Source organism: Pseudomonas sp. 2 (assembly GCF_056627435.1).
The window spans coordinates 1-19,371 of record NZ_JBWXNG010000030.1 but is presented as its reverse complement, the minus strand read 5'-3'; the positions used below and the strand labels follow the sequence as shown (position 1 = coordinate 19,371).

Genomic DNA, 19,371 nt, shown 5'->3' with positions numbered 1-19,371 from the left:
TCCCCGGCAGGGCGTCGAACTCGCGCACCGAAATGCTCCTTTCCCGCACCGCTCAAGGCTCATCCAGCTCAATGGTCATCAGCTTCATGATCCTGCTGTGCCGCGTGGCGGCCGAGTTGTGAATTATGAAGACGTTCGGTTATCCGCCGGGGCGGTGGTTGAGGATGCTCAAACAGATAGATTTGCGTTGGAATGTGGGGACGTATGGATTGATTAATTAGCTTGTGAGTGATTGTTATTTCGACAAAGTGTAGCCGGCTCAATGGAAAGTAGGGCGACTGTTATTTCTGACAGTATCCCTACATTAATTCATGTGTAATGATTTTTTTGTGGGGCGGGTAGTTGCATTTTTTAAAACCGTTAGTCGCAGAATCGCGTCCCGGATAGACGCCTGATGGAGATGGCCATAATGGAATCCAAGGACAAGGAATCCGCTAGCTTGAGCTTGGCGAAAAGTTTGGAGCATTTGACTGCGGCCGATACGATACAGGTATTCGATGGGACTCAGTATCTCGGAACTGCCACGGTCATAAATGGCGTGTGGAGTCTTGAGGTTAAAGCGTTGGCGTTGGGGCAACACACATTTTTGGGCAAGGCAGGCACTGTTCAATCCAATGATTGGCGAGTGATCGCGGTGCCGATTGATGAGTCCACCGGATTTGATGACGGTACATTCAATGGTTGGCAGCGAGGACCCGCAGGCGCGAACTTTGTGATACGCGTTCACGATAACCCGGTTGGTAGTAACACTCATGTAATCCGAAACACTGGAACGGTGCCGCCCGGTGTGGCTTTATATAAGGCGATTAGCGGTTTGCGCGTCGGTACACGCTACCGCTTTACATTGGGGCTTAATCAATTGCCCGCGGGAGGGCGCTTCTACATCTCAACTTCCAATGGCGACGCCAGCACGGTGGTGGACATTGCCAGGTGGCATTTTTTTCAACTGGACTTCACTGCAAGCGCTGGCACGATGGAGATGCGCCTGATGCTGGAGAATGGAAAGCAGGGGGGCTGGTTTGATGTGGACAGCATACGGATTCAAAGCATTTAGTGCTCGCGTGATACACGCAGTTTAGATACTTGATTTGTGTCAGGCATCAACACCGCAATCAACGCCCTGACCACCCCCGGCAGGGCATCCAGCTCGCGCACCAGAATGCTCCTTTCCCGCACGGCCCAAGGCTCATCCAGCTCGATGGTCACCAACTTCATCGTCCGGCTGTGCCGCGTGGCCGCCGACTCGGGAATGATGCCGATCCCCACCCCGGCTTCGACCATCCGGCAGATCGCCTCGAAGCTCGACACCTGAATCCGCAACGACAAATTCTGCCCCAGCCGTTCAACGTGATCGCGTAGAAAACTCAGCAACGTGCTGCCTTCGTGCAGGCCGATGTGCTGAAAGGCCAGGGTTTGTTTCAGCGTTACTTTCTTCTGTGTGGCCAATTCATGGCCTTCGGGCACGGTCAGCACCAGGCGGTCGGTGCTGAAGTGGAGCACCTGCAAACCTGCGGCTTCGACGGGCCCTGCGATGATGCCCATGTCGGTGCTGCCGTCGAGCACGCCGCGCACGATGTCGCGGGACAGGCGCTCCTGCAGGTCGACCGTGACGCCGGGGCGTTGGGCGAGGAAGCCTGCGAGCACTTCGGGCAGAAATTCGGTGACCGCCGTGGTGTTGGCGAAGATGCGGATGTGCCCGGCCGAGTCGGTGCCGTAGTGGGTGAATTCGCTTTTCAGGTAATCGACCTGGCTCATGATCAGCCGCGCGTGCTTGAGCAGTCGTTGCCCGGCCGGGGTCAGTTCGACGCCGCGGCTGTCGCGGTACAGCAGGCGGGTGTCGAGCTGGCTTTCCAGGGCCTTGATCCGCGCGCTGGCGGCGGCGGGGGAGAGAAAGGCGCGGCGCGCGCCCTGGGTCAGGCTCGGGGATTCGCCGATGTGGATGAAGAGGCGCAAGTCAGCCAGGTCGAAGTGCATGGTTGTGTCCGGACATTGCAAAGGCGTTCAGCATACATGAACGCCGGTATACGCAAATGCAAATTCACAGAATGCCGGGTAAATCCCATGATCACTGCATAACACGCTGCATAACAACAATCGCAGAGGATCATCCCCTATGAGTTCGACAGATTCGCCGGTGGATTTCAGTGCCTGGATCGGACGCACCGAAGAGGCCCGGGATCATCTGAGCCTGAACCTGATCAAGCGCATTGCCGCCACCTTTGGCGAGCCGCTGCCTGCCGAGGGCGAAGCCTTGCCTGCGCTGTGGCAGTGGTGTTTCTTCCAGGAGCCAGTGTTCGAAAGCCTGCTGGGCACTGACGGGCATCCCGCTCGTGGCGGGTTTCTGCCGCCGGCCGACAACCGCAATCGCATGTGGGCCGGTGGCCGGGTCGAATTCATCCAGCCGCTGAAAGTCGGCGCCGAGGCCCATCGCCTGTCGACCATCCTGCACATCGAAGAGAAGCATGGCCGCACCGGTTCGCTGTTGTTCGTCACCGTGCGCCACGACTACTCGCAGAACGCTGAGCTGTGCGTGCGCGAAGAGCAGGACATCGTCTACCGCGAACCCAACCCGCCCAAGCTCAGCAGCGGCGAAGCGCCTGCGCAAGGCGACTGGAGCGAGACCATCGAACCGACGCCGACCCTGTTGTTCCGCTACTCGGCCGTGACCTTCAACGGCCACCGCATTCACTACGACTACCCCTACGTCACCGAGACCGAAGGCTACCCGGGCCTGGTGGTGCATGGGCCGATGATCGCCACCTTCAACCTGCGGGCGTTCATCCGCGCCAACCCGGAGAAGCGCGTGCGCCACTTCGCCTATCGCGGCGTGCGCCCGCTGAACGTGCCGACGCCGTTCCGCGTGGGTGGGCAAATCACCGAGCCGGGCAAGGCGCAATTGTGGGCGGGCAACGAGGCCGGTGTGGCGCAGAGCGCCGAAGTGCTCTTCGACTGATTCCTTCTTTTATATAGCCAGGCCCGGAATCAGCACCGGGCCGCTGGACGCGAGCAAGATCATGACTCCATACGACAATGAAGACCTCAATGCCATCCGCGAAGGCGTGCGCGCGCTGTGTGCCGAATTTCCCGCCGAGTACTGGCGCAAGATCGATGAAGAGAAGGGCTTCCCGGAAGCCTTCGTCAAGGCGCTGACCGACGCCGGCTGGCTATCGGCGATGATCCCCACTGAATACGGCGGTTCGGGTCTGGGCCTGGCCGAAGCCTCGGTGATCCTCGAAGAAGTGAACGCCTGCGGCGGCAACTCCGGCACCGTGCACGGCCAGATGTACAACATGTTCACCCTGCTGCGTCACGGCAGCGAAGCGCAGAAAAGCTATTACCTGCCCAAACTGGCCAGCGGCGAATTGCGCCTGCAATCGATGGGCGTCACCGAGCCGACCACCGGCACCGACACCACCAAGATCAAGACCACGGCGGTCAAGCAGGGCGACAAGTACATCATCAACGGCCAGAAGGTGTGGATCTCGCGCATCCAGCATTCGGACCTGATGATCCTGCTGGCGCGTACCACGCCGCTGGCCGAGGTGAAGAAGAAATCCGAAGGCATGTCGATCTTCCTGGTCGACCTGCGCGAGGCCATCGGCAAGGGCCTGACCGTCCAGCCGATCGCCAACATGGTCAACCACGAAACCAACGAGCTGTTCTTCGACAACCTCGAACTGCCTGCCGATAGCCTGATCGGCGAAGAGGGCAAGGGCTTCAAATACATCCTCGATGGCTTGAATGCCGAGCGCACGCTGATCGCCGCCGAGTGCATCGGCGATGGTCGCTGGTTCGTCGAGAAGGCCAGCGCCTATGCCCGTGACCGCGTGGTGTTCGGGCGCCCGATCGGCCAGAACCAGGGCGTGCAGTTCCCGATCGCCGAAGCGCACATCGAGATCGAGGCGGCCGACCTGATGCGCTGGCGCGCCTGCGAGGAATACGACAGCGGCAAGAACGCTGGGGCCGCCGCCAACATGGCCAAGTATCTGGCCGCCAAGGCCTCGTGGGAAGCGGCCAACGCCTGCCTGCAGACCCACGGCGGCTTCGGCTTTGCCAACGAGTACGACGTGGAGCGCAAATTCCGCGAGACCCGTCTGTACCAGGTCGCGCCGATCTCCACCAACCTGATTCTTTCCTACGTCGCCGAGCACCTGCTCGAACTGCCGCGCAGCTTCTGAGGACTTTGCAATGACTCATACCCAGGCATTGGCGAACTTCCTCGCCGAGCTGAAATACGAGCAGATCCCCGGCCACGTGCTCGACCGCACCGAAGACCTGTTTCTGGACTGGATCGGCTCGGCTCTGGCGAGCAAGGGCGCGCGGCCGATTCCGATCTTCGAGCGTTACGCCGAGCGCATGGGCCCGGCGGACGGCAGGGCCAAGGTCTTGACCAGCGAGCGCCGTACCTCGGCGTACTTCGCGGCGCTGGTCAACGGCGCGGCCTCGCACCTGGTCGAGCAGGATGACTTGCACAACAGCTCGGTGCTTCACCCGGCCACGGTGGTGTTTTCTGCCGTGCTGGCGGCGGCGCAGGACCTGGGCAAGTCCGGCCAGGAGCTGCTGTTGGCCTCGGTAGCCGGTTACGAGGCGGGGATTCGCATCGGCGAGTTCATGGGCCGCTCGCACTACCGCATCTTCCACACCACCGCGACCGTCGGCACCCTGGCCGCCGCAGTGGCGGTGGGCAAGTTGCTGGACTTCAATCAGGAGCAGTTCATCAACTTGCTGGGCAGCGCCGGTACCCAGGCGGCGGGGCTGTGGGAGTTCTTGCGCGATGCCGCCGACTCCAAACAGTTGCACACCGCCAAGGCCGCCGCCGATGGCCTGCTTGCCGCCTACATGACCGCCGACGGCCTGACCGGTGCGCGCAACATTCTCGAGGGCGATCAGGGCATGGCCGCCGGGATGTCCACCGACAGCGATCCCAAGTGGCTGTCGGACCGACTGGGCACGCGCTGGGCGCTGGTGGAAACCTCGTTCAAGTTCCACGCCTCGTGCCGCCACACCCATCCGGCCGCCGATGCCTTGCTGCACCTGATGCAGCGCGAAGGTCTGCAGCATGAGCAGATCGCCAAAGTGGTCACCCGCGTGCATCAGGGCGCGATCGACGTGCTGGGCCGCGTGGACGTGCCGCAAACCGTGCATCAGGCCAAGTTTTCCATGGGCGCGGTGCTGGGGCTGATCGCCGTGCATGGCAGTGCGCAACTGATCGAGTTCCGCGACCTGGCGCTGACCGACGCGCAAGTGGCGGCCTTCCGCGAGAAGGTGACGATGGAGCTGGACCCTGAAGTCGACGGCGCCTACCCGGCACGCTGGCTGGGCCGCGTGATCGTCACCACCACCGACGGCCGCACCTTGACCGCTGCGATTGACGATCCGAAGGGCGACCCGGGCAACACCCTGTCGCGGCCCGAGCTGGAAGCCAAGGTCCAACGCTTGCTGGCGTTTTCCGGCGCGCGCACGACGGAGCAGGGCAAGGCATTGATCGAGCGGGTCTGGCAACTGCGCGATGCGCGGGATTTGGCGGACCTTATTTGATTGCTATCTGGGAATGCTTTCCCTGTGGGAGTGAGCTTGCTCACGAATGCAGGGGATCATGCAATAACGATTTGTCGGATGCACCGGCCTCTTCGTGAGCAAGCTCACTCCCACAGGTCGTTCGATGCAGCAGAGGTTAAATAGATGACTCAACACAACCCCCGTCCGCTGGACGGCATTACCGTGATCAGCCTGGAACACGCCATCGCAGCGCCGTTCTGCACGCGCCAACTGGCCGACCTGGGCGCGCGGGTGATCAAGATCGAACGCCCGGGTGTCGGTGACTTCGCCCGTGGCTATGACCAGCGCGTCGATGGCCTGGCCTCGCATTTCGTCTGGACCAACCGCTCCAAGGAAAGCCTGACCCTGGACCTGAAACAGGACGAGGCGGGTGACATTCTCGAATCGCTGCTGGCCAAGGCCGATGTGCTGGTGCAGAACCTCGCGCCGGGCGCTGCCGCGCGCATGGGCCTGTCGTTCGAGGCGCTGCATGAGCGCTTTCCGCGGCTGATCGTCTGCGACGTGTCCGGCTACGGCGAAGGTGGGCCCTATGAAAAGAAAAAGGCCTATGACCTGCTGATCCAGAGCGAGGGCGGCTTTCTCTCGGTGACCGGCGGGCCCGGTGAGAACGAGATGGCCAAGGCCGGTTGCTCGATTGCCGACATCGCCGCCGGCATGTACGCCTACACCGGGATCCTTTCGGCGCTGCTGCTGCGGGACAAGACCGGCGAGGGCAGCCGCATCGACGTCAGCATGCTGGAAAGCCTGGTCGAGTGGATGGGCTACCCGATGTACTACGCCTACAACGGTGCGCCGCAACCGCCGCGCGCCGGGGCGTCGCACTCGACGATCTACCCGTACGGGCCGTTTCCCACCGGCGGTGGCGGCACCATCATGCTGGGCCTGCAGAACGAGCGCGAATGGGCGCTGTTCTGCGAGAAGGTCTTGCTGGACAAGGCGCTGGCCACCGACGAGCGCTTCTCGGCCAACTTCAAGCGCTCGGAAAACCGCGAAGTCTTGCGCCAGATCATCGTCGACGGCTTTGCCGCGCTCAGCCTGGACGAAGTGGTGGCGCGCCTGGAAGACGCGCAGATCGCCAACGCCAGGGTCAACGACATGCACGGCGTATGGGAACACCCGCAACTCAAGGCCCGCGACAGCTGGCGCGAAGTGGACAGCCCGGCCGGCAAGCTGCCGTCGCTGCTGCCACCGGGGCGCAATGCCGCCTTCACCCCGCGCATGGATGGCGTGCCGGGGTTGGGGCAGCACACGCAGAGCATTCTGGGCGAGCTGGGGTTCTCGGCTGAGGAGCAGGCGCGGATGGGTGAAGCCGGGGTGGTTTGACCGAGTGCGAGCTCCACACCGATCTGTCGTTCGTTAAACAATGCCGCCTCTGTAGGAGCGAATTCATTCGCGAACCGTTGGTACATCCGAAAGAGATGTATCGGGTGTACCGGCCATTCGCGAATGAATTCGCTCCTACAGGGACGTGTTACAGGGAACTTGAACCATGCCCCAACCCATCATCCGCTCCGCGCTGTTCGTGCCCGGCAGCCGTCCGGAGCGTTTTGCCAAGGCGCTGGCTGCGGGCGCCGATGCGGTGATCGTCGATTTCGAGGACGCCGTCGAAGAACCGCTTAAGCGTCAGGCCCGCGAAAACCTTGCCGCGTTCCTGCAGGCCAATCCCCAGGCTTCGCTCTGGGTGCGGGTCAACGCCCCGGATCATGCCGAGCACGCGGCCGATCTGGCTTTCTGCAAAAAGCACCCAGGCGTGGTCGGTGTGTTGCTGCCCAAAGTCGAAAGCGCTGCGCACGTGGCGGCGGTATGGGCTACCGGCAAACCGGTTTTGCCGATCATAGAAAGCGCCAAGGGCTTGCTGGCCTTGCAGGAAATCGCCCAGGCGCCGGGGGTCGAGCGCCTGTCGTTCGGCGGGCTGGACCTGGCGCTGGACCTGAATCTGAACACCGGCACGCCGTCGGCGCAGCTGTTTCTGGATCAGGCGCGGATGTCGGTGCAGCTGCATTCCCGAGGCGCCGACCTGCTGCCGCCGCTGGATGGCGTGCATCCGGCCATCGGCGATCCGGAAGGGCTGCACCGGGTGATTCGCCATGCCCACGACATGGGCTATGGCGGCGCGCTGTGCATACATCCCAAACAGGTGCCGGTGATTCATGCGGCGTTGGCGCCGAGCGCCGATGACTTGGCCTGGGCGCAGCGGGTGGTCGACGCCAGCGCGGCGGCGGGAGGCGCCGGTGCGTTTCAGCTGGACGGGCAGATGGTCGATGCGCCGGTGTTGCTCAGGGCGCAGCGGTTGTTGGCGTTGGCAGCGAGTTGAAACGATTCGGTCGGCGCTGCAATTCGATGTGGGAGCCGGCTTGCTGGCGAATGCGTTTGTTCAGACAACATATCGTTGAATGACATGCCGCATTCGCCAGCAAGCCGGCTCCCACAATATGGCGGTTGGCGTATTCAGACTGGCCTAATGGCAATCAATAGTGGCACTTCTTGCTTAGCCTGCTAACTTTCTACCGGCAACCTCTCTGGCTCGCGGTTGGGGATCGTCTTGCCAGAAACGTCTGGCGTTCAGCTCTGCCGAACGCCGGTTTACATAAAAGCTGATTCTCTACACGCATCAGGTTGGGCATCGTTAGATGGCACAACGCTCTAGCAGTACCGATTCCTATACAAAAATAAAAAGGTGATATCGATGTTGAAGCTGACCAAGGCGCTGTTCTGCGCCGCTGCAGTGTCCGTGGCCGGTATGGCTCACGCTGATCCCGTTGTCATCAAGTTCGCCCACGTGGTGGCGGAAAACACGCCAAAAGGCCAGGGCGCCTTGATGTTCCAGAAAATGGTGGCCGCCGATCCGGCCTTGAAAGACAAGGTCAAGGTCGAGGTCTATCCGAACTCCTCGCTGTTCGGCGATGGCAAGGAAATGGAAGCCCTGCTGCTCGGTGACGTGCAGATGCTGGCGCCGTCGCTGGCCAAGTTCGAGCAGTACACCAAGAAAACCCAGATCTACGACCTGCCGTTCCTGTTCAACGACCTGGCCGCCGTCGACCGTTTCCAGCAAGGCCCGCAGGGCAAGGCGCTGCTGACCTCGATGGACGACAAGGGTATTCACGGCCTGGCCTACTGGCACAACGGCCTGAAGCAGTTGTCGGCGAACAAGAAGATGGTCGATCCCAAGGACGCCCGCGGCCTGAAATTCCGCGTACAGGCTTCCAGCGTGCTTGAGGCGCAGTTCGTGGCGCTGCACGCCAACCCGCGCAAGATGAGTTTCGCCGAGGTCTATCAGGGCCTGCAGACCGGCACCGTCAACGGCACCGAGAACACCTGGTCGAACTACGAGAGCCAGAAGGTCAACGAAGTGCAGCCGTACTTCACCGAGTCCAACCACGGCCTGATCGACTACATGGTCATCACCAACTCCAAGTTCTGGAACGGCCTGGCGCCTGACGTGCGCGACGAGCTGCAAAAGATCATGGACCAAGTGACCATCGAGGTGAACAAGCAGGCCGAAGCGCTGAACCAGACGGCCAAGCAGAAGATCATCGACTCCAAGACCAGCGAAGTGGTCACCCTCACCCCCGAGCAACGCGCCAAATGGCGTGAAGTCATGAAGCCGGTCTGGGACAAGTTCTCCGACGAAATCGGCGCCGACCTGATCAAGGCCGCCGACGCCTCGAACACCGCGCCTTGAGCCCTCAAACCGCGCTTTGATCGAAACAGGCAGTGATGTCTGTGTGGCTACCCGCTCTCGTTCGGGAGGGGTGGCCGCTCTCTCTACGTTCGGAGAATTCTTATGCAATCGCTGACGCGAGTCTGGGAGCACCTGGAGGAAGCCTTCATTGCGTTCCTGCTGGCTGCCATGACGCTGGTGACTTTTGTCTACGTGGCGCTGAACAACATTTACACGCTGTTTTACACCCTCAGCGATCAGTGGGCGGTCAGCAGTGATTTTTTCGCAGGGATTGGCGATCACTTGATGGGCTACGCCCAAGGCATGACCTGGAGCGTCGCGCTGACCAAAGCAATCTTCGGCTGGCTGATATTTTTCGGGATTTCCTACGGCGTTCGTACCGCAGGGCACCTGGGGGTCGATGCGCTGGTGAAGAAAACCAGCAAACCGGTGCAACGGCTGCTGGCCATGTTGGCCTGCGCTTGCTGTCTGGCCTACGCCGGGCTGTTTCTGGCGGCCAGCTACAAATGGGTGTCGGCGCTGTTCGTCGCGGGCATCGGTGCAGAAGATCTGGACCGCTACGGCATCAAGATCGCTCATATCACGGTGATCGTGCCCATCGGCTTTGCCCTGGTGATCGCCCGCTACCTGGAAATCCTCTATCGCATCTGGACCCACCGGCAGACCGGTCTGGGCCTGGCCGACGAAGCGGCTGAAGCCAGCAAACTGGCCAACCCCAACGAGGAGCAACACTGATGACGGTTCTCTGTTTGTTCCTGTTGCTGTTCGTCTTCATGTTCCTGGGCGTCCCGATTGCGATCTCGCTGGGTCTGTCTGGTGCGGTATCTATCCTGCTGTTCAGCCAGGACTCGCTCAGCTCGCTGGCGATCAAGCTGTTCGAGACGTCCGACAGCTACACCTTTTTGGCGATTCCGTTCTTCCTGCTGTCCGGCGCGTTCATGACCACCGGCGGCGTGGCCCAGCGCCTGATTGATTTTGCCAACGCCTGTGTCGGCCACATTCGTGGCGGCCTGGCGATTGCGGCGGTGCTGGCGTGCATGCTGTTTGCGGCGCTGTCCGGCTCGTCTCCGGCAACGGTGGCGGCCGTAGGTTCGATTGCCGTGGCGGGTATGGTGCGCTCCGGTTATCCGAAGGAATTCGGTGCCGGGATCATCTGTAACGCCGGTACCCTGGGGATTCTGATTCCGCCGTCGATCGTGATGGTGGTGTACTCGGCGGCGACCGAGACGTCGGTGGGCAAGCTGTTCATCGCCGGTGTCGTGCCGGGTATCCTGCTGGGCGTGATCTTGATGGTGGTGATCTACATCGTCGCCCGGGTCAAGAAGCTGCCGGCGCAACCTCGGGTGTCGTTTCGCGAATGGCTGACCACCGCGCGCCGGGCGTTCTGGGGCCTGCTGTTGCTGGTGATCATCCTGGGCGGTATCTACAGCGGTATGTTCACGCCGACCGAGGCTGCGGCCGTGGCGGCGGTGTACTCGGCGTTCATCGCGCTGTTCGTCTACCGCGACATGAGCTGGCGCGATTGCCCGCGGGTGCTGCTGGAGTCCGGGCGGCTGTCGATCATGCTGATGTTCATCATTGCCAACGCGATTCTGTTTGCGCATGTGCTGACCACCGAGCAGATCCCGCAGCAGATCACCAACTGGGTGATTTCCGAGGGGCTGACGCCGATCGGGTTCCTGATCATGGTCAACGTGGTGTTGCTGGTGGCGGGCAGTTTCATGGAGCCGTCGGCGATCGTGCTGATCCTGGCGCCGATCTTTTTCCCGATTGCGACCAAGCTTGGGATCGATCCGATTCATCTGGGGATCGTGATGGTGGTGAACATGGAGATCGGCCTGGTGCATCCGCCGGTGGGGCTGAACCTGTTCGTGACCTCGGCGGTGACGGGGCTGACGCTGGGGCAGACGATTCGGGCGGCGTTGCCGTGGTTGTCGATTCTGTTGCTGTTCCTGATTCTGGTGACCTATGTGCCGTTTATTTCGCTGGCGCTGCCGAATTGGTTGGGAATGCCTTGAGGGTTTGAACGTACTGTGAGCGCAGTGCCTTGGCCCCCTTTGAACTTTGTGTCATTGGGGGCTTTTTTGGTTTTGCTGTTTTTAAAGATCAAGATCAAGATCACGAGCGTTCTTCCTAACGTCAGACCTGTTTCGACTTCGTCGAGTTACTTGGAAAAGACACCCAAGTAACCAAGGTGTCCTGCTCCTGGTTTGGGTCCTCCTTCGTCGGACTTCCTTCACTCCGGCCTCGCTCCGTGGGCCCGGCGTGAAAGGGCCATCCATGGCCCACACGCCTCTCGCCGCATCCATGCGGCTCGACCCACTCCGCGAGACCTGCGTTCAGCCTGCACCCAAGTCGCGATTTGTGGTGTTTGTGAGATTTGCGCATGACGATCAAAAGCCAGATCAAGAGCCTGCGGTGAGCCCCGTCCCGTAGCAGCCGAGCTTGCTCGCGGGTCGCCCTCAAGATCGCTCCCGCCGGCAAGCCGTGCTGCTACGGACGATGTCGTTCAATCGCTTTTGATCTGCCGTTGCTTTTGATCTTCGTACGCGATAGCCCAAACACCACAAATCGCGACTTGGGTGCAGGCCGAACGGAGGTCTCGCGGAGTGGGTCGAGCGGCATGGATGCCGCGAGAGGCGCGTTGGGCCATGGATGGCCCTTCGCGCCGGGCCCACGGAGCGGGACCGGAGAGAGGGGACCCGACGAAGTCGGGCCAAACCAGGAGCAAGACCCCTTGGTTACTTGGGGGTCTTTTCCAAGTAACTCGACGAAGTCGAAACAGATCTGACGTTAGGAAGAGCGCTCTTGATCTTGCCCTTGACCTTAATCCTGAAAAGAAAAATCCGCGCAGGCCCCCAATATCTCAGAGGCACCACGCGGATCGTCTACGACTCGGTCAAATCAATGCATGAACAGTGCGATCAGGATAATCACCGGAATCGGCACACCCAGGAACCACAGCAGTAATGAGCGCATGATGTTTCTCCTTGATCAGCGAACGGATGAAGTGCTGGCATAAGCACGGGTTTCGACGTAAGTCACCGCATCGCGACGGCGACCACCCCAGATGGCAGCAAGGCTGGCGACAAAGGCGCCGCAGAGCAGGGCAACGAAGGTCCAGAGCGCCGTCATCGCAGCGTATTTGGCGGCGGCGTCAGCGGCTTGTTGCGCTTTAAGCTTGGCATCGGCCAAGGCCTGTTTCGCCTGGCCATAAACCTGATCGACTCGCGCCTGGGCGTCGGCCTGGCTCAGGTTGGTCCGTTGTGCCACCAGTTGCGCGAGGTAGTCGCGGTCTTCAGGGGCCAGCTGGCCGTCGTTGGCCAGGGTCTTGGCGAAGATACGCACCACTACGCCGCGGGCTGCGTCGTCGCTGACAGCGGCAGGGCGGTTGTCGCGGAACAGGCTGTCGACGAAGTAGCCATATTGATCGGAAGAGGTATTACCTGCGGCGGTCCCGGCTGCCACGGCAGCAGTGCCGGCAACGCCAGACACCGCGCTGGCACCGGCTTTCACGCCACTGCCGACAATGCCGCTGACTGAGCCGACGACCAGTACGGCCGCCACCAGCGTGGCAATCGCCCAAGAGAGGAAGCCGTGGGCGGTGTCGCGAAAGTACACTTCATCGCCGTGCATGTTCGCCCACTTCACCCGCAGGCGTCCGGCCAGGTAGCCGCCAAGGCCCGAGGCGATGATCTGGGTCAGGGCAAGCCACACGACCGTGGAAATGCCCAAGGTCTTGGCACTGGCGCCTTCGCCGGCCCATGGCGACATGGCCGAAAAGCCAAGGCCCGAGCCGAGCAGCACCAGAATCAGCGATAACGCAGCGGCGCCCGCAGCGCCGGCAAAGATGGCTGCCCAGGAAACGCCCGAGGCATTGGAAGATTCTTCTGTGACGGCAGGATAGGAATCAGGGGAAACGTTCATCGGATGCTGCTCCGTGCGAATAATGGTTTTGCTTCGCGATGAGAGATGCAGCGCCTGTGCCACCGGCTATTTGCAGAAAAATACACGTTAAAACAGTCAGTTAGTTATAAAGAGCGGCATCAGGCTCCATGCAATTTGCATGACTTGCCCACGTCACACAGGCGTTCTGCCCGGTTTGCCAAAGTTCAATCTGTTCAACGGTTTGCGCCGTAAAATTCGCGTGAAGTGAAGAGCCTGGAAATACCTTGGCACTAAATTTCCCCATAAGTTGTCCTATGGACTCGGCGCTGACGAACTGACCGACACAGCGCTGCAATATAGATGTGCTGCCACGCCTTAAGGCTAATGTCCCGGTGCCAGCCTTTAACCTATAGTTTGAGCACGGCCCAACGTTCCTCGAGAGGTTTACCACCATGTTCGTACACCGTCCCCTGGAAGAAAAAGACATCCCGGCCGTCTGCGACATGCCCCAGAGCATCGACGAGCTTTTCTACATGTTTCCCAAGGCGACTTTCCCGCTGACCCCGGAGCAATTGAAAGCCGCCATCGAACAGCGCTCCGACAACACGGTGATCGAGCTGGACGGCGAAGTCGTCGGCTTCGCCAACTTCTCCCGCTTCGATTTCCGTGGCCGCTGCTCCATGGGCAACGTGATCATCGCGCCTCACGCCCGCTCCAAGGGAGTAGGGCGCTACATGATCGGCTGCATGATGGAACTGGCCTTCGGCAAGCACGAAGCCAAGGAACTGACCGCCTCATGCTTTAACCACAACGTGCCAGGCCTGCTTTTCTATCCGCGGCTGGGTTTCAAGCCCTTCGCAGTTGAAGAGCGTCAGGACAAGAAAGGTGCCCGGGTGGCGCTGATTCACCTGCGCCTGCCTCGCGAATAACCCTAGATCCCATCCATTCGTCGGCCAGCGTTACAGTGGCCGACGAATGGCTTCGCGCCAGATTTACCGTTCGGCGGCTGTTTTCGCCCGCGGGTCCCGGGTAAACCAATCTATCTGCCCGTTTTTTCCGTTGGTTATCGCTGATGAATCGTTTTTTCGGCAGTGGAGACATTTCTCCGGCGCCGGAATTCATTCATTTTTGCCTGTTTGCTTCACGTTTTAGCCAGGCGTATAACTTGGATTATTCGCCAATAGCCAAGCGGTTCTTGTGACGAATCGGGGTGAAGGAATTCCCACGTACGCGGCTCATTAAAAGTTTGGCTGGCGACTGTTACAAAGTATGACAGCAGCGGCCACGGAGGATATAACTAATGATTGCATGCACACTCTCCAACCTTGAACTACGCAGCATTATTGAAAGTGCGTTTCTGCCCATGCGTTGCAACTGTACCGTGATGAGCGACACCATGACGGTTGAGGTGATCGACCCACTGACCGAGCGCGTGGAGCTGCTGGCCAGCGGCATTGCGCTGGATCGTCTGGACAACAGCCGTGCCCTGTGCGAGCTGATTGGCGAATTGCGCGCCGACCTCAACAATTCGCGCTATCAGCAGCGGCATGCACTGGCGAGCTGATCGAGAAGCACAGTTTTACCGTATTGAGTACATCGACCGACGCCCATGATGCTGTTCATATCATGGGCGTTTTGTTTGAGGGGGCGGTTCAAGTTGTCGGCATCATTAATGCTTTGTGTTTATATCTTTAGATAGTTGTCCAATCTTGCTTATTAATTGCTGGCTCATGCACGCATCAGCGTATAAGAGCGTGGCTTGGTACATTCAAATGACTCGGTCTGCGTCCCGGCAAACTGGCTTTCGTTCAGCGTGCCGCGAGATCGGCCTGTCATGCTGAACATGAAGGATCGTGCAGGCCTTCACATACCTGTAGCCACCGATTCATTTACCTTTTATCTTAAGGCCGCACCGGCGGCGGTCCGCCGGCTTCGCTCAACTCCACGCAGACAGGGGAATGCATGGCTGATTTGCAGCCCGATGCCCATGAAGAGACACCAGGGCTCGATTTCAGACGCGATGTTCGTCGACGCAGAATGATGCTGGGCGTGGGCTTGCTGCTGAGCGTGGTGGTGCTCTGCGTGGCTGCGATCCTGCTGATGCTGCAGCGTCTGGAGGCGAGGAACGCCAGTTTTCAACCGCCGATGACGTCCCTCGAGCGTCAGCGCATGTTGCCGCAGGATCCGGTGCTCGACACCGCACCGCAGATCGAAGGGTTGCGCTATGGCAAGCCCCCTGCCGGTGCTGAGGACTTCCCGCCACTCGAGGTGCAGCAGGCCAGCCACGGGCCATTGGGGCAGGCGTCCATGCTCGACGGTGAAAGTCTGCACGCCGACGCTGCCGAAGGCTTCAGGCACGCAAGCCACGTTCAATAAGCTGCACTTCAGTGCACGCTGCGGTTGTGCTCGTTCTCGAACAGCAACCTGAACTGCTCCTCGCCGTTCTGCTCGACGGCGTAGTGCTCCCGAATCGGCCCCGCTTCGATCCTGCCATCCAGCGCTACGCGGATCAGCGCTGACTTGGACAGGTAGTCTGGCACCTGGCCAATGATCGTCAGTTCCCTGAGCGTCAGGCCGTCCATTTCGACCGTCGCCAGCCGCACCCTGCAGGTCGCCTGCATGGGGATGGGGCCGAACAGCGTATCCCGGGAGTAATCGATTTCGGCAATGCTGGACCGACGGTTTTTCTCGGCATTCATGACTGCGACCCCTATATCCATATGCGTTCAAAAGTATTGCAAGCCAGACAATGGAGGCCGATGGGTTTGAAATAGTTCTGTTTTTTCTTCCGTCAGGCACGACCATTCATCGATTTTGCTCGCCTGGCGAGCTTTGTCAGCGAAAAAAGCCACGAACTATTTATGGCGCCATTAAGTTGCCTGCGTACAGAAAACAGTGCGTGGGGTGACAAATGTTCTCATCTCGATAACGAGACTGTTTTTCAAGTGACAGTTTTCCGACAACTTTCCAGGCAGGCGTTCGGCGCGCTTAATCGCCACTCAGTGCAAGTTGATAAAAAAATGAACAGTTTTGATTTAAAAAATGCATCGCCGTCGTATAAAACGGATTTTCATTGGCGTCAAAAAATAAAAATCAATTAAAACAATGAGCTGCATTGCCTGATTGCCAGAAATCAGACTTTCTCGAAAATTTGACACCTCTCGGCTTTTTTGAAACCATCACCCTACGCCGTAGTTCTTGTAATAGTTTGAAATAGATTTCGGCCCTTCACAGATGCACGCCTGAATGTCCTGGTTCAGAGCGCCTGTGGCAAAGGGCGGTAGCCTGCGCGGAACTCTGGCTTTCCTTATTAGTGGCGCAGATGCGCACTCTTGATGTTGCAAATCCACTGCCTGAATAGCCGGTGTGCGGTAGTCATGCCCAACGCTTTTAACGGCCCTGTGTTTGTATCAACTAAGACATATTTGTATCAAGCACGACATAAAAAGCAAGTTGCTTTGCAGCAGGCGCGACGGTGTGCCTGTTCATTATTGTCCCGGGCGCTCATTTGGCGCCGCTCATGCATCGACCTCGTCTGGAGTCAAGAATATGTATGGAGATCATCTGGAAACCGTTTGCGGTTGCGTTGTCGGGGGAGCGGGGCCTGCGGGGATGGGTTTGCTCTTCAATGCGCTGAAGAGCGGCGCCATGCCGGAACTCGCCAAGGAAGGCCTGATCGTCGTCGATGCGAGCCCCAATCCAGGCACGGGACGGCTAGGCGATTACCGGATCACCGCCAACTCGGTGGGCGATGTGTTTCTCGATTGCCTGCGCGATCCGGCGCTCAAGGATGTGTTCGAACCGCTGGAGCATTCCCCGGCCTACTGGCGCATCCGCCGTCAGGCCCAGAGCGCGCCGCAACTGGCGGACGTTGCCGAGCTGCTGGCCGAGGCCTCGACGCTGGTGCTGGATTTCATCGTCGAACACTACGGCGTGATGCTGTGGACCAGCACCACCATCACCGAGGTGGTGCATGAAGACGACGGCTATCAGGTCTGGGTCGAATCCCAGGGCCACACCCGGCGGATTCGCTGCCGCGCGGTGGTTCTCAACCTGGGCGGACGGCAGGACCCGCAACACCTGCTCAACAGCCTGGCCGATCAAGGTCTGGCGGTTTCGCCCAAGGCCAGAATCCAGAGCGCCGACGAGCTGCTGCGCATGAACGGCGTGCAGCTGCGTGATTTCTTCGCTCCCACCTTGGCGCGCAAGGGGCGCGTCTGTGTGGTCGGCGGTTCGCACAGCGCGTTTTCCACCCTGGAAAACCTCGCCGATGCGTTGGAGTTCGCCGGCATGGATGAAGTCACGCTGGTCCACCGCTCACCCATCCGGCTGTTCTACGAGACCGCTGAAGCCGCAGCCGAGGCAGGTTACGTGTTCGATCCGGTCAAGGATGTCTGCCCGGTCTCCGGCCGAGTCAACCGCTCCGGCGGCCTGCGTTATCGGGCGCTGGATGTAGGACGCGAGGCCTTGGCCAACGGGCATGTCGGCAAGACCGGCGTCAGGGTGCACCTGTTGCAGACCCTGAATGGTCCCGAAGGCCAGTACGAATTGGCGCGCCAGGCCCTGGCCGAGGCCGAGGTGGTGGTGCAGTGCACCGGCTATCAACCGCTGTTGCCGCCGATGAACTATGCCGGTGGCGGCGCGATCCGGCTGATGGAAGTCAAGGGCGGTGTGGATTCCGATCCCGCCGGTTGCCCGCTCGACTCTCACGGCCAGCGCCTGTATGGCCTGCACCTGTTCGGCCTGGGGGCAGGGCTGGGCGTCGATCCGCGTCTGGGCAGCGAGGCTTCTTTTGACGGGCGCATCTACGGCGTCTGGCAGTTCCACCACGACGCCAGCGGCACGGTGATCGACTCCGTGCTGGCCCGCCTGCAGGAACCGCTGATCCAGCCGGTCAGTGTCAGCCGCCGGCTGGTGGTCAATCGCGAGGAGCAGCGTCAGCCGTTCCTGTGGCCGGTGTTGGCTAACGCGCAATCCTGACTCTCCTTGCAACACTTGCATCCCGAATCGCCCCTGGTGGTTCGGGATTTTTTTTGCCTGTCATTTGCCCATGAAAACAATATGTTGGTCATCATTCAACTTTTGGATAGAGTGCGTTCCTTCATCTATTCTGGGGCTTCGGACCCTCTTCTTTGAATCGACAAGGAACCAACACAACATGCGCATATTGATCGTGGGTGCAGGGGCGATTGGCGGCTACTTCGGAGGGCGGCTGCTGGAGGCAGGGCGCGACGTGACCTTTCTGGTGCGCCCCGGTCGCGCCGAAGAGCTGGATCGCGACGGCCTGATCGTGCGCAGCCCGCTGGGCAACATCCTGTATCCATCGCCGCCGCACATCATGACGCCGATGCTCGACCAGGTGTTCGACCTGATCGTGCTCAGTTGCAAGGCCTATGACCTGGACGCCGCCATGGATTCCTTCGCCGCGGCGGTGGGACCGGAGACCGCAATTCTCCCGCTGCTCAATGGCATGGCGCACCTTGATCGGCTGGCCGAGCGCTTCGCCCCTGAGAACGTGCTTGGCGGGCAATGCCTGATTTCCCTGGATCGCGATGCTTCGGGGGCGATCCTGCACCTGAACGACACCAATCAGTTGTCATTCGGTGAGCTGAGCGGCGCCTCGACGCCACGCATTCTGAAAGTGGCCGAAGCGTTGTCCGATGCAGGATTCACCGCCAATCTGAGTCAGCAGATCGTGCAGGAGATGTGGGAAAAATGGTGTTTCATCGCGACCGGTGCGGGGATCACCGGGTCGATGCGCGCCAGCATTGGCGATGTCATCGAAAGCGGTGGTGAGCATTTGATTCTGAAGTTGCTGGCCGAGTGTGCCAGCGTCGCCGAGCATGCGGGTTTCGCTTTACGCAGTGAGGTGCGTCAGCGGTTCCAGACGATGTTGACGGCCAGGGGATCGAAGATGACGGCGTCGATGTTGCGCGATATCGAGCGCGGAGCGCAGATCGAGGTGGAGCATGTGATCGGCGACATGATTGCCCGGCGTTCGGGTTCAGATAAACACGTCAAGGCGGGGTTGGCGGTGCTGGATGTTGTTTACCTGCATTTGAAGTCTTATGAGGCGCGGCGGGTCAGGGAGCGTTGATTTAGAAGCGGTTGCTTGGCGGCGTTCTTGGGATCGTGGATGTGGCTGATTTCGATCAAGAGCAAGATCAAGAGCGCTCTTCCTAACGTCAGATCTATTTCGACTTCGTCGAGTTACTTGGAAAAGACCCCCAAGTAACCAAGGG

General features: G+C 60.1%; 17 protein-coding genes and 1 pseudogene. 14 read left to right on the top strand and 4 right to left on the bottom strand.

Annotation, left to right across the window (positions count from 1 at the left end; all coding sequences use genetic code 11):
• Nucleotides 1–55 precede the first annotated feature (55 nt).
• Nucleotides 56–127 (bottom strand): annotated as a pseudogene (locus tag AC1MEK_RS29460) (hypothetical protein); the annotation flags it as partial.
• A gap of 282 nt (nucleotides 128–409) precedes the next feature.
• Between AC1MEK_RS29460 and AC1MEK_RS29455 the strand changes: the two are divergent.
• Nucleotides 410–1,054, top strand: coding sequence for a hypothetical protein (locus AC1MEK_RS29455; protein WP_480399780.1), 645 nt, complete (start codon nucleotides 410–412; stop codon nucleotides 1,052–1,054).
• Here the strand turns inward: AC1MEK_RS29455 and AC1MEK_RS29450 are convergent.
• Nucleotides 1,051–1,974, bottom strand: a complete 924-nt coding sequence (locus tag AC1MEK_RS29450; RefSeq protein ID WP_480399779.1) for a LysR family transcriptional regulator — start codon at nucleotides 1,972–1,974, stop codon at nucleotides 1,051–1,053. The genes AC1MEK_RS29455 and AC1MEK_RS29450 overlap by 4 nt on opposite strands.
• A 139-nt stretch (nucleotides 1,975–2,113) precedes the next feature.
• On the opposite strand from AC1MEK_RS29450, the gene AC1MEK_RS29445 reads away from it, so the two are divergent.
• From AC1MEK_RS29445 to dctM, 8 genes are all read left to right on the top strand, one after another.
• The gene (locus AC1MEK_RS29445) at nucleotides 2,114–2,953 is read left to right on the top strand and encodes an HTD2 family dehydratase (RefSeq protein ID WP_480399778.1); all 840 of its coding nucleotides are present in this window, start codon (nucleotides 2,114–2,116) and stop codon (nucleotides 2,951–2,953) included.
• Nucleotides 2,954–3,014: 61 nt separating this feature from the next.
• A complete protein-coding gene (locus AC1MEK_RS29440; protein ID WP_480399777.1) occupies nucleotides 3,015–4,178 on the top strand; it encodes an acyl-CoA dehydrogenase family protein in 1,164 nt (387 codons plus the stop codon).
• A 10-nt stretch (nucleotides 4,179–4,188) separates the two neighbouring features.
• Nucleotides 4,189–5,538 carry an MmgE/PrpD family protein gene (locus tag AC1MEK_RS29435; protein WP_480399776.1) on the top strand — a complete coding sequence of 450 codons (1,350 nt, stop codon included), beginning with the start codon at nucleotides 4,189–4,191 and terminating at the stop codon, nucleotides 5,536–5,538.
• Between the two features lie 144 nt (nucleotides 5,539–5,682).
• A complete protein-coding gene (locus AC1MEK_RS29430) occupies nucleotides 5,683–6,882 on the top strand; it encodes a CaiB/BaiF CoA transferase family protein (protein WP_480399775.1) in 1,200 nt (399 codons plus the stop codon).
• Between the two features lie 166 nt (nucleotides 6,883–7,048).
• Nucleotides 7,049–7,873, top strand: coding sequence for an HpcH/HpaI aldolase/citrate lyase family protein (locus AC1MEK_RS29425; protein WP_480399774.1), 825 nt, complete (start codon nucleotides 7,049–7,051; stop codon nucleotides 7,871–7,873).
• Nucleotides 7,874–8,245: 372 nt separating this feature from the next.
• On the top strand, nucleotides 8,246–9,241 hold the full coding sequence (locus AC1MEK_RS29420) for a TRAP transporter substrate-binding protein (protein WP_480399773.1): 996 nt from the start codon (nucleotides 8,246–8,248) through the stop codon (nucleotides 9,239–9,241).
• 102 nt (nucleotides 9,242–9,343) lie between these two features.
• Nucleotides 9,344–9,976 (top strand): TRAP transporter small permease, encoded by a 633-nt coding sequence (locus AC1MEK_RS29415; protein ID WP_480399772.1) that lies wholly within the window; start codon nucleotides 9,344–9,346, stop codon nucleotides 9,974–9,976.
• Nucleotides 9,976–11,259, top strand: a complete 1,284-nt coding sequence (gene dctM / locus AC1MEK_RS29410; RefSeq protein WP_480399771.1) for a C4-dicarboxylate TRAP transporter large permease protein DctM — start codon at nucleotides 9,976–9,978, stop codon at nucleotides 11,257–11,259. The genes AC1MEK_RS29415 and dctM overlap by 1 nt, the downstream gene beginning before the upstream one ends.
• A 976-nt stretch (nucleotides 11,260–12,235) precedes the next feature.
• Here the strand turns inward: dctM and AC1MEK_RS29405 are convergent.
• On the bottom strand, nucleotides 12,236–13,168 hold the full coding sequence (locus AC1MEK_RS29405) for a hypothetical protein (protein ID WP_480399770.1): 933 nt from the start codon (nucleotides 13,166–13,168) through the stop codon (nucleotides 12,236–12,238).
• A 413-nt stretch (nucleotides 13,169–13,581) separates the two neighbouring features.
• On the opposite strand from AC1MEK_RS29405, the gene AC1MEK_RS29400 reads away from it, so the two are divergent.
• The 3 genes from AC1MEK_RS29400 to AC1MEK_RS29390 all read left to right on the top strand — a co-directional run bounded on the left by AC1MEK_RS29400 (nucleotide 13,582) and on the right by AC1MEK_RS29390 (nucleotide 15,505).
• Nucleotides 13,582–14,058: an N-acetyltransferase family protein gene (locus AC1MEK_RS29400; RefSeq protein ID WP_480399769.1), complete on the top strand. Its 477-nt coding sequence runs from the start codon at nucleotides 13,582–13,584 to the stop codon at nucleotides 14,056–14,058.
• Between the two features lie 371 nt (nucleotides 14,059–14,429).
• Nucleotides 14,430–14,693: a DUF1652 domain-containing protein gene (locus AC1MEK_RS29395; protein ID WP_480399768.1), complete on the top strand. Its 264-nt coding sequence runs from the start codon at nucleotides 14,430–14,432 to the stop codon at nucleotides 14,691–14,693.
• 398 nt (nucleotides 14,694–15,091) lie between these two features.
• Nucleotides 15,092–15,505: a hypothetical protein gene (locus tag AC1MEK_RS29390; RefSeq protein ID WP_480399767.1), complete on the top strand. Its 414-nt coding sequence runs from the start codon at nucleotides 15,092–15,094 to the stop codon at nucleotides 15,503–15,505.
• Nucleotides 15,506–15,513: 8 nt separating this feature from the next.
• On the opposite strand, the gene AC1MEK_RS29385 is transcribed toward AC1MEK_RS29390, so the two are convergent.
• A complete protein-coding gene (locus tag AC1MEK_RS29385) occupies nucleotides 15,514–15,828 on the bottom strand; it encodes a hypothetical protein (protein ID WP_480399766.1) in 315 nt (104 codons plus the stop codon).
• 850 nt (nucleotides 15,829–16,678) lie between these two features.
• Here AC1MEK_RS29385 and AC1MEK_RS29380 point away from each other — a divergent pair.
• Both AC1MEK_RS29380 and AC1MEK_RS29375 read left to right on the top strand, forming a co-directional pair.
• Nucleotides 16,679–18,109: a pyridine nucleotide-disulfide oxidoreductase gene (locus AC1MEK_RS29380; protein WP_480399765.1), complete on the top strand. Its 1,431-nt coding sequence runs from the start codon at nucleotides 16,679–16,681 to the stop codon at nucleotides 18,107–18,109.
• 178 nt (nucleotides 18,110–18,287) lie between these two features.
• On the top strand, nucleotides 18,288–19,226 hold the full coding sequence (locus tag AC1MEK_RS29375; RefSeq protein ID WP_480399764.1) for a ketopantoate reductase family protein: 939 nt from the start codon (nucleotides 18,288–18,290) through the stop codon (nucleotides 19,224–19,226).
• The last annotated feature ends 145 nt before the right edge of the window (nucleotides 19,227–19,371 follow it).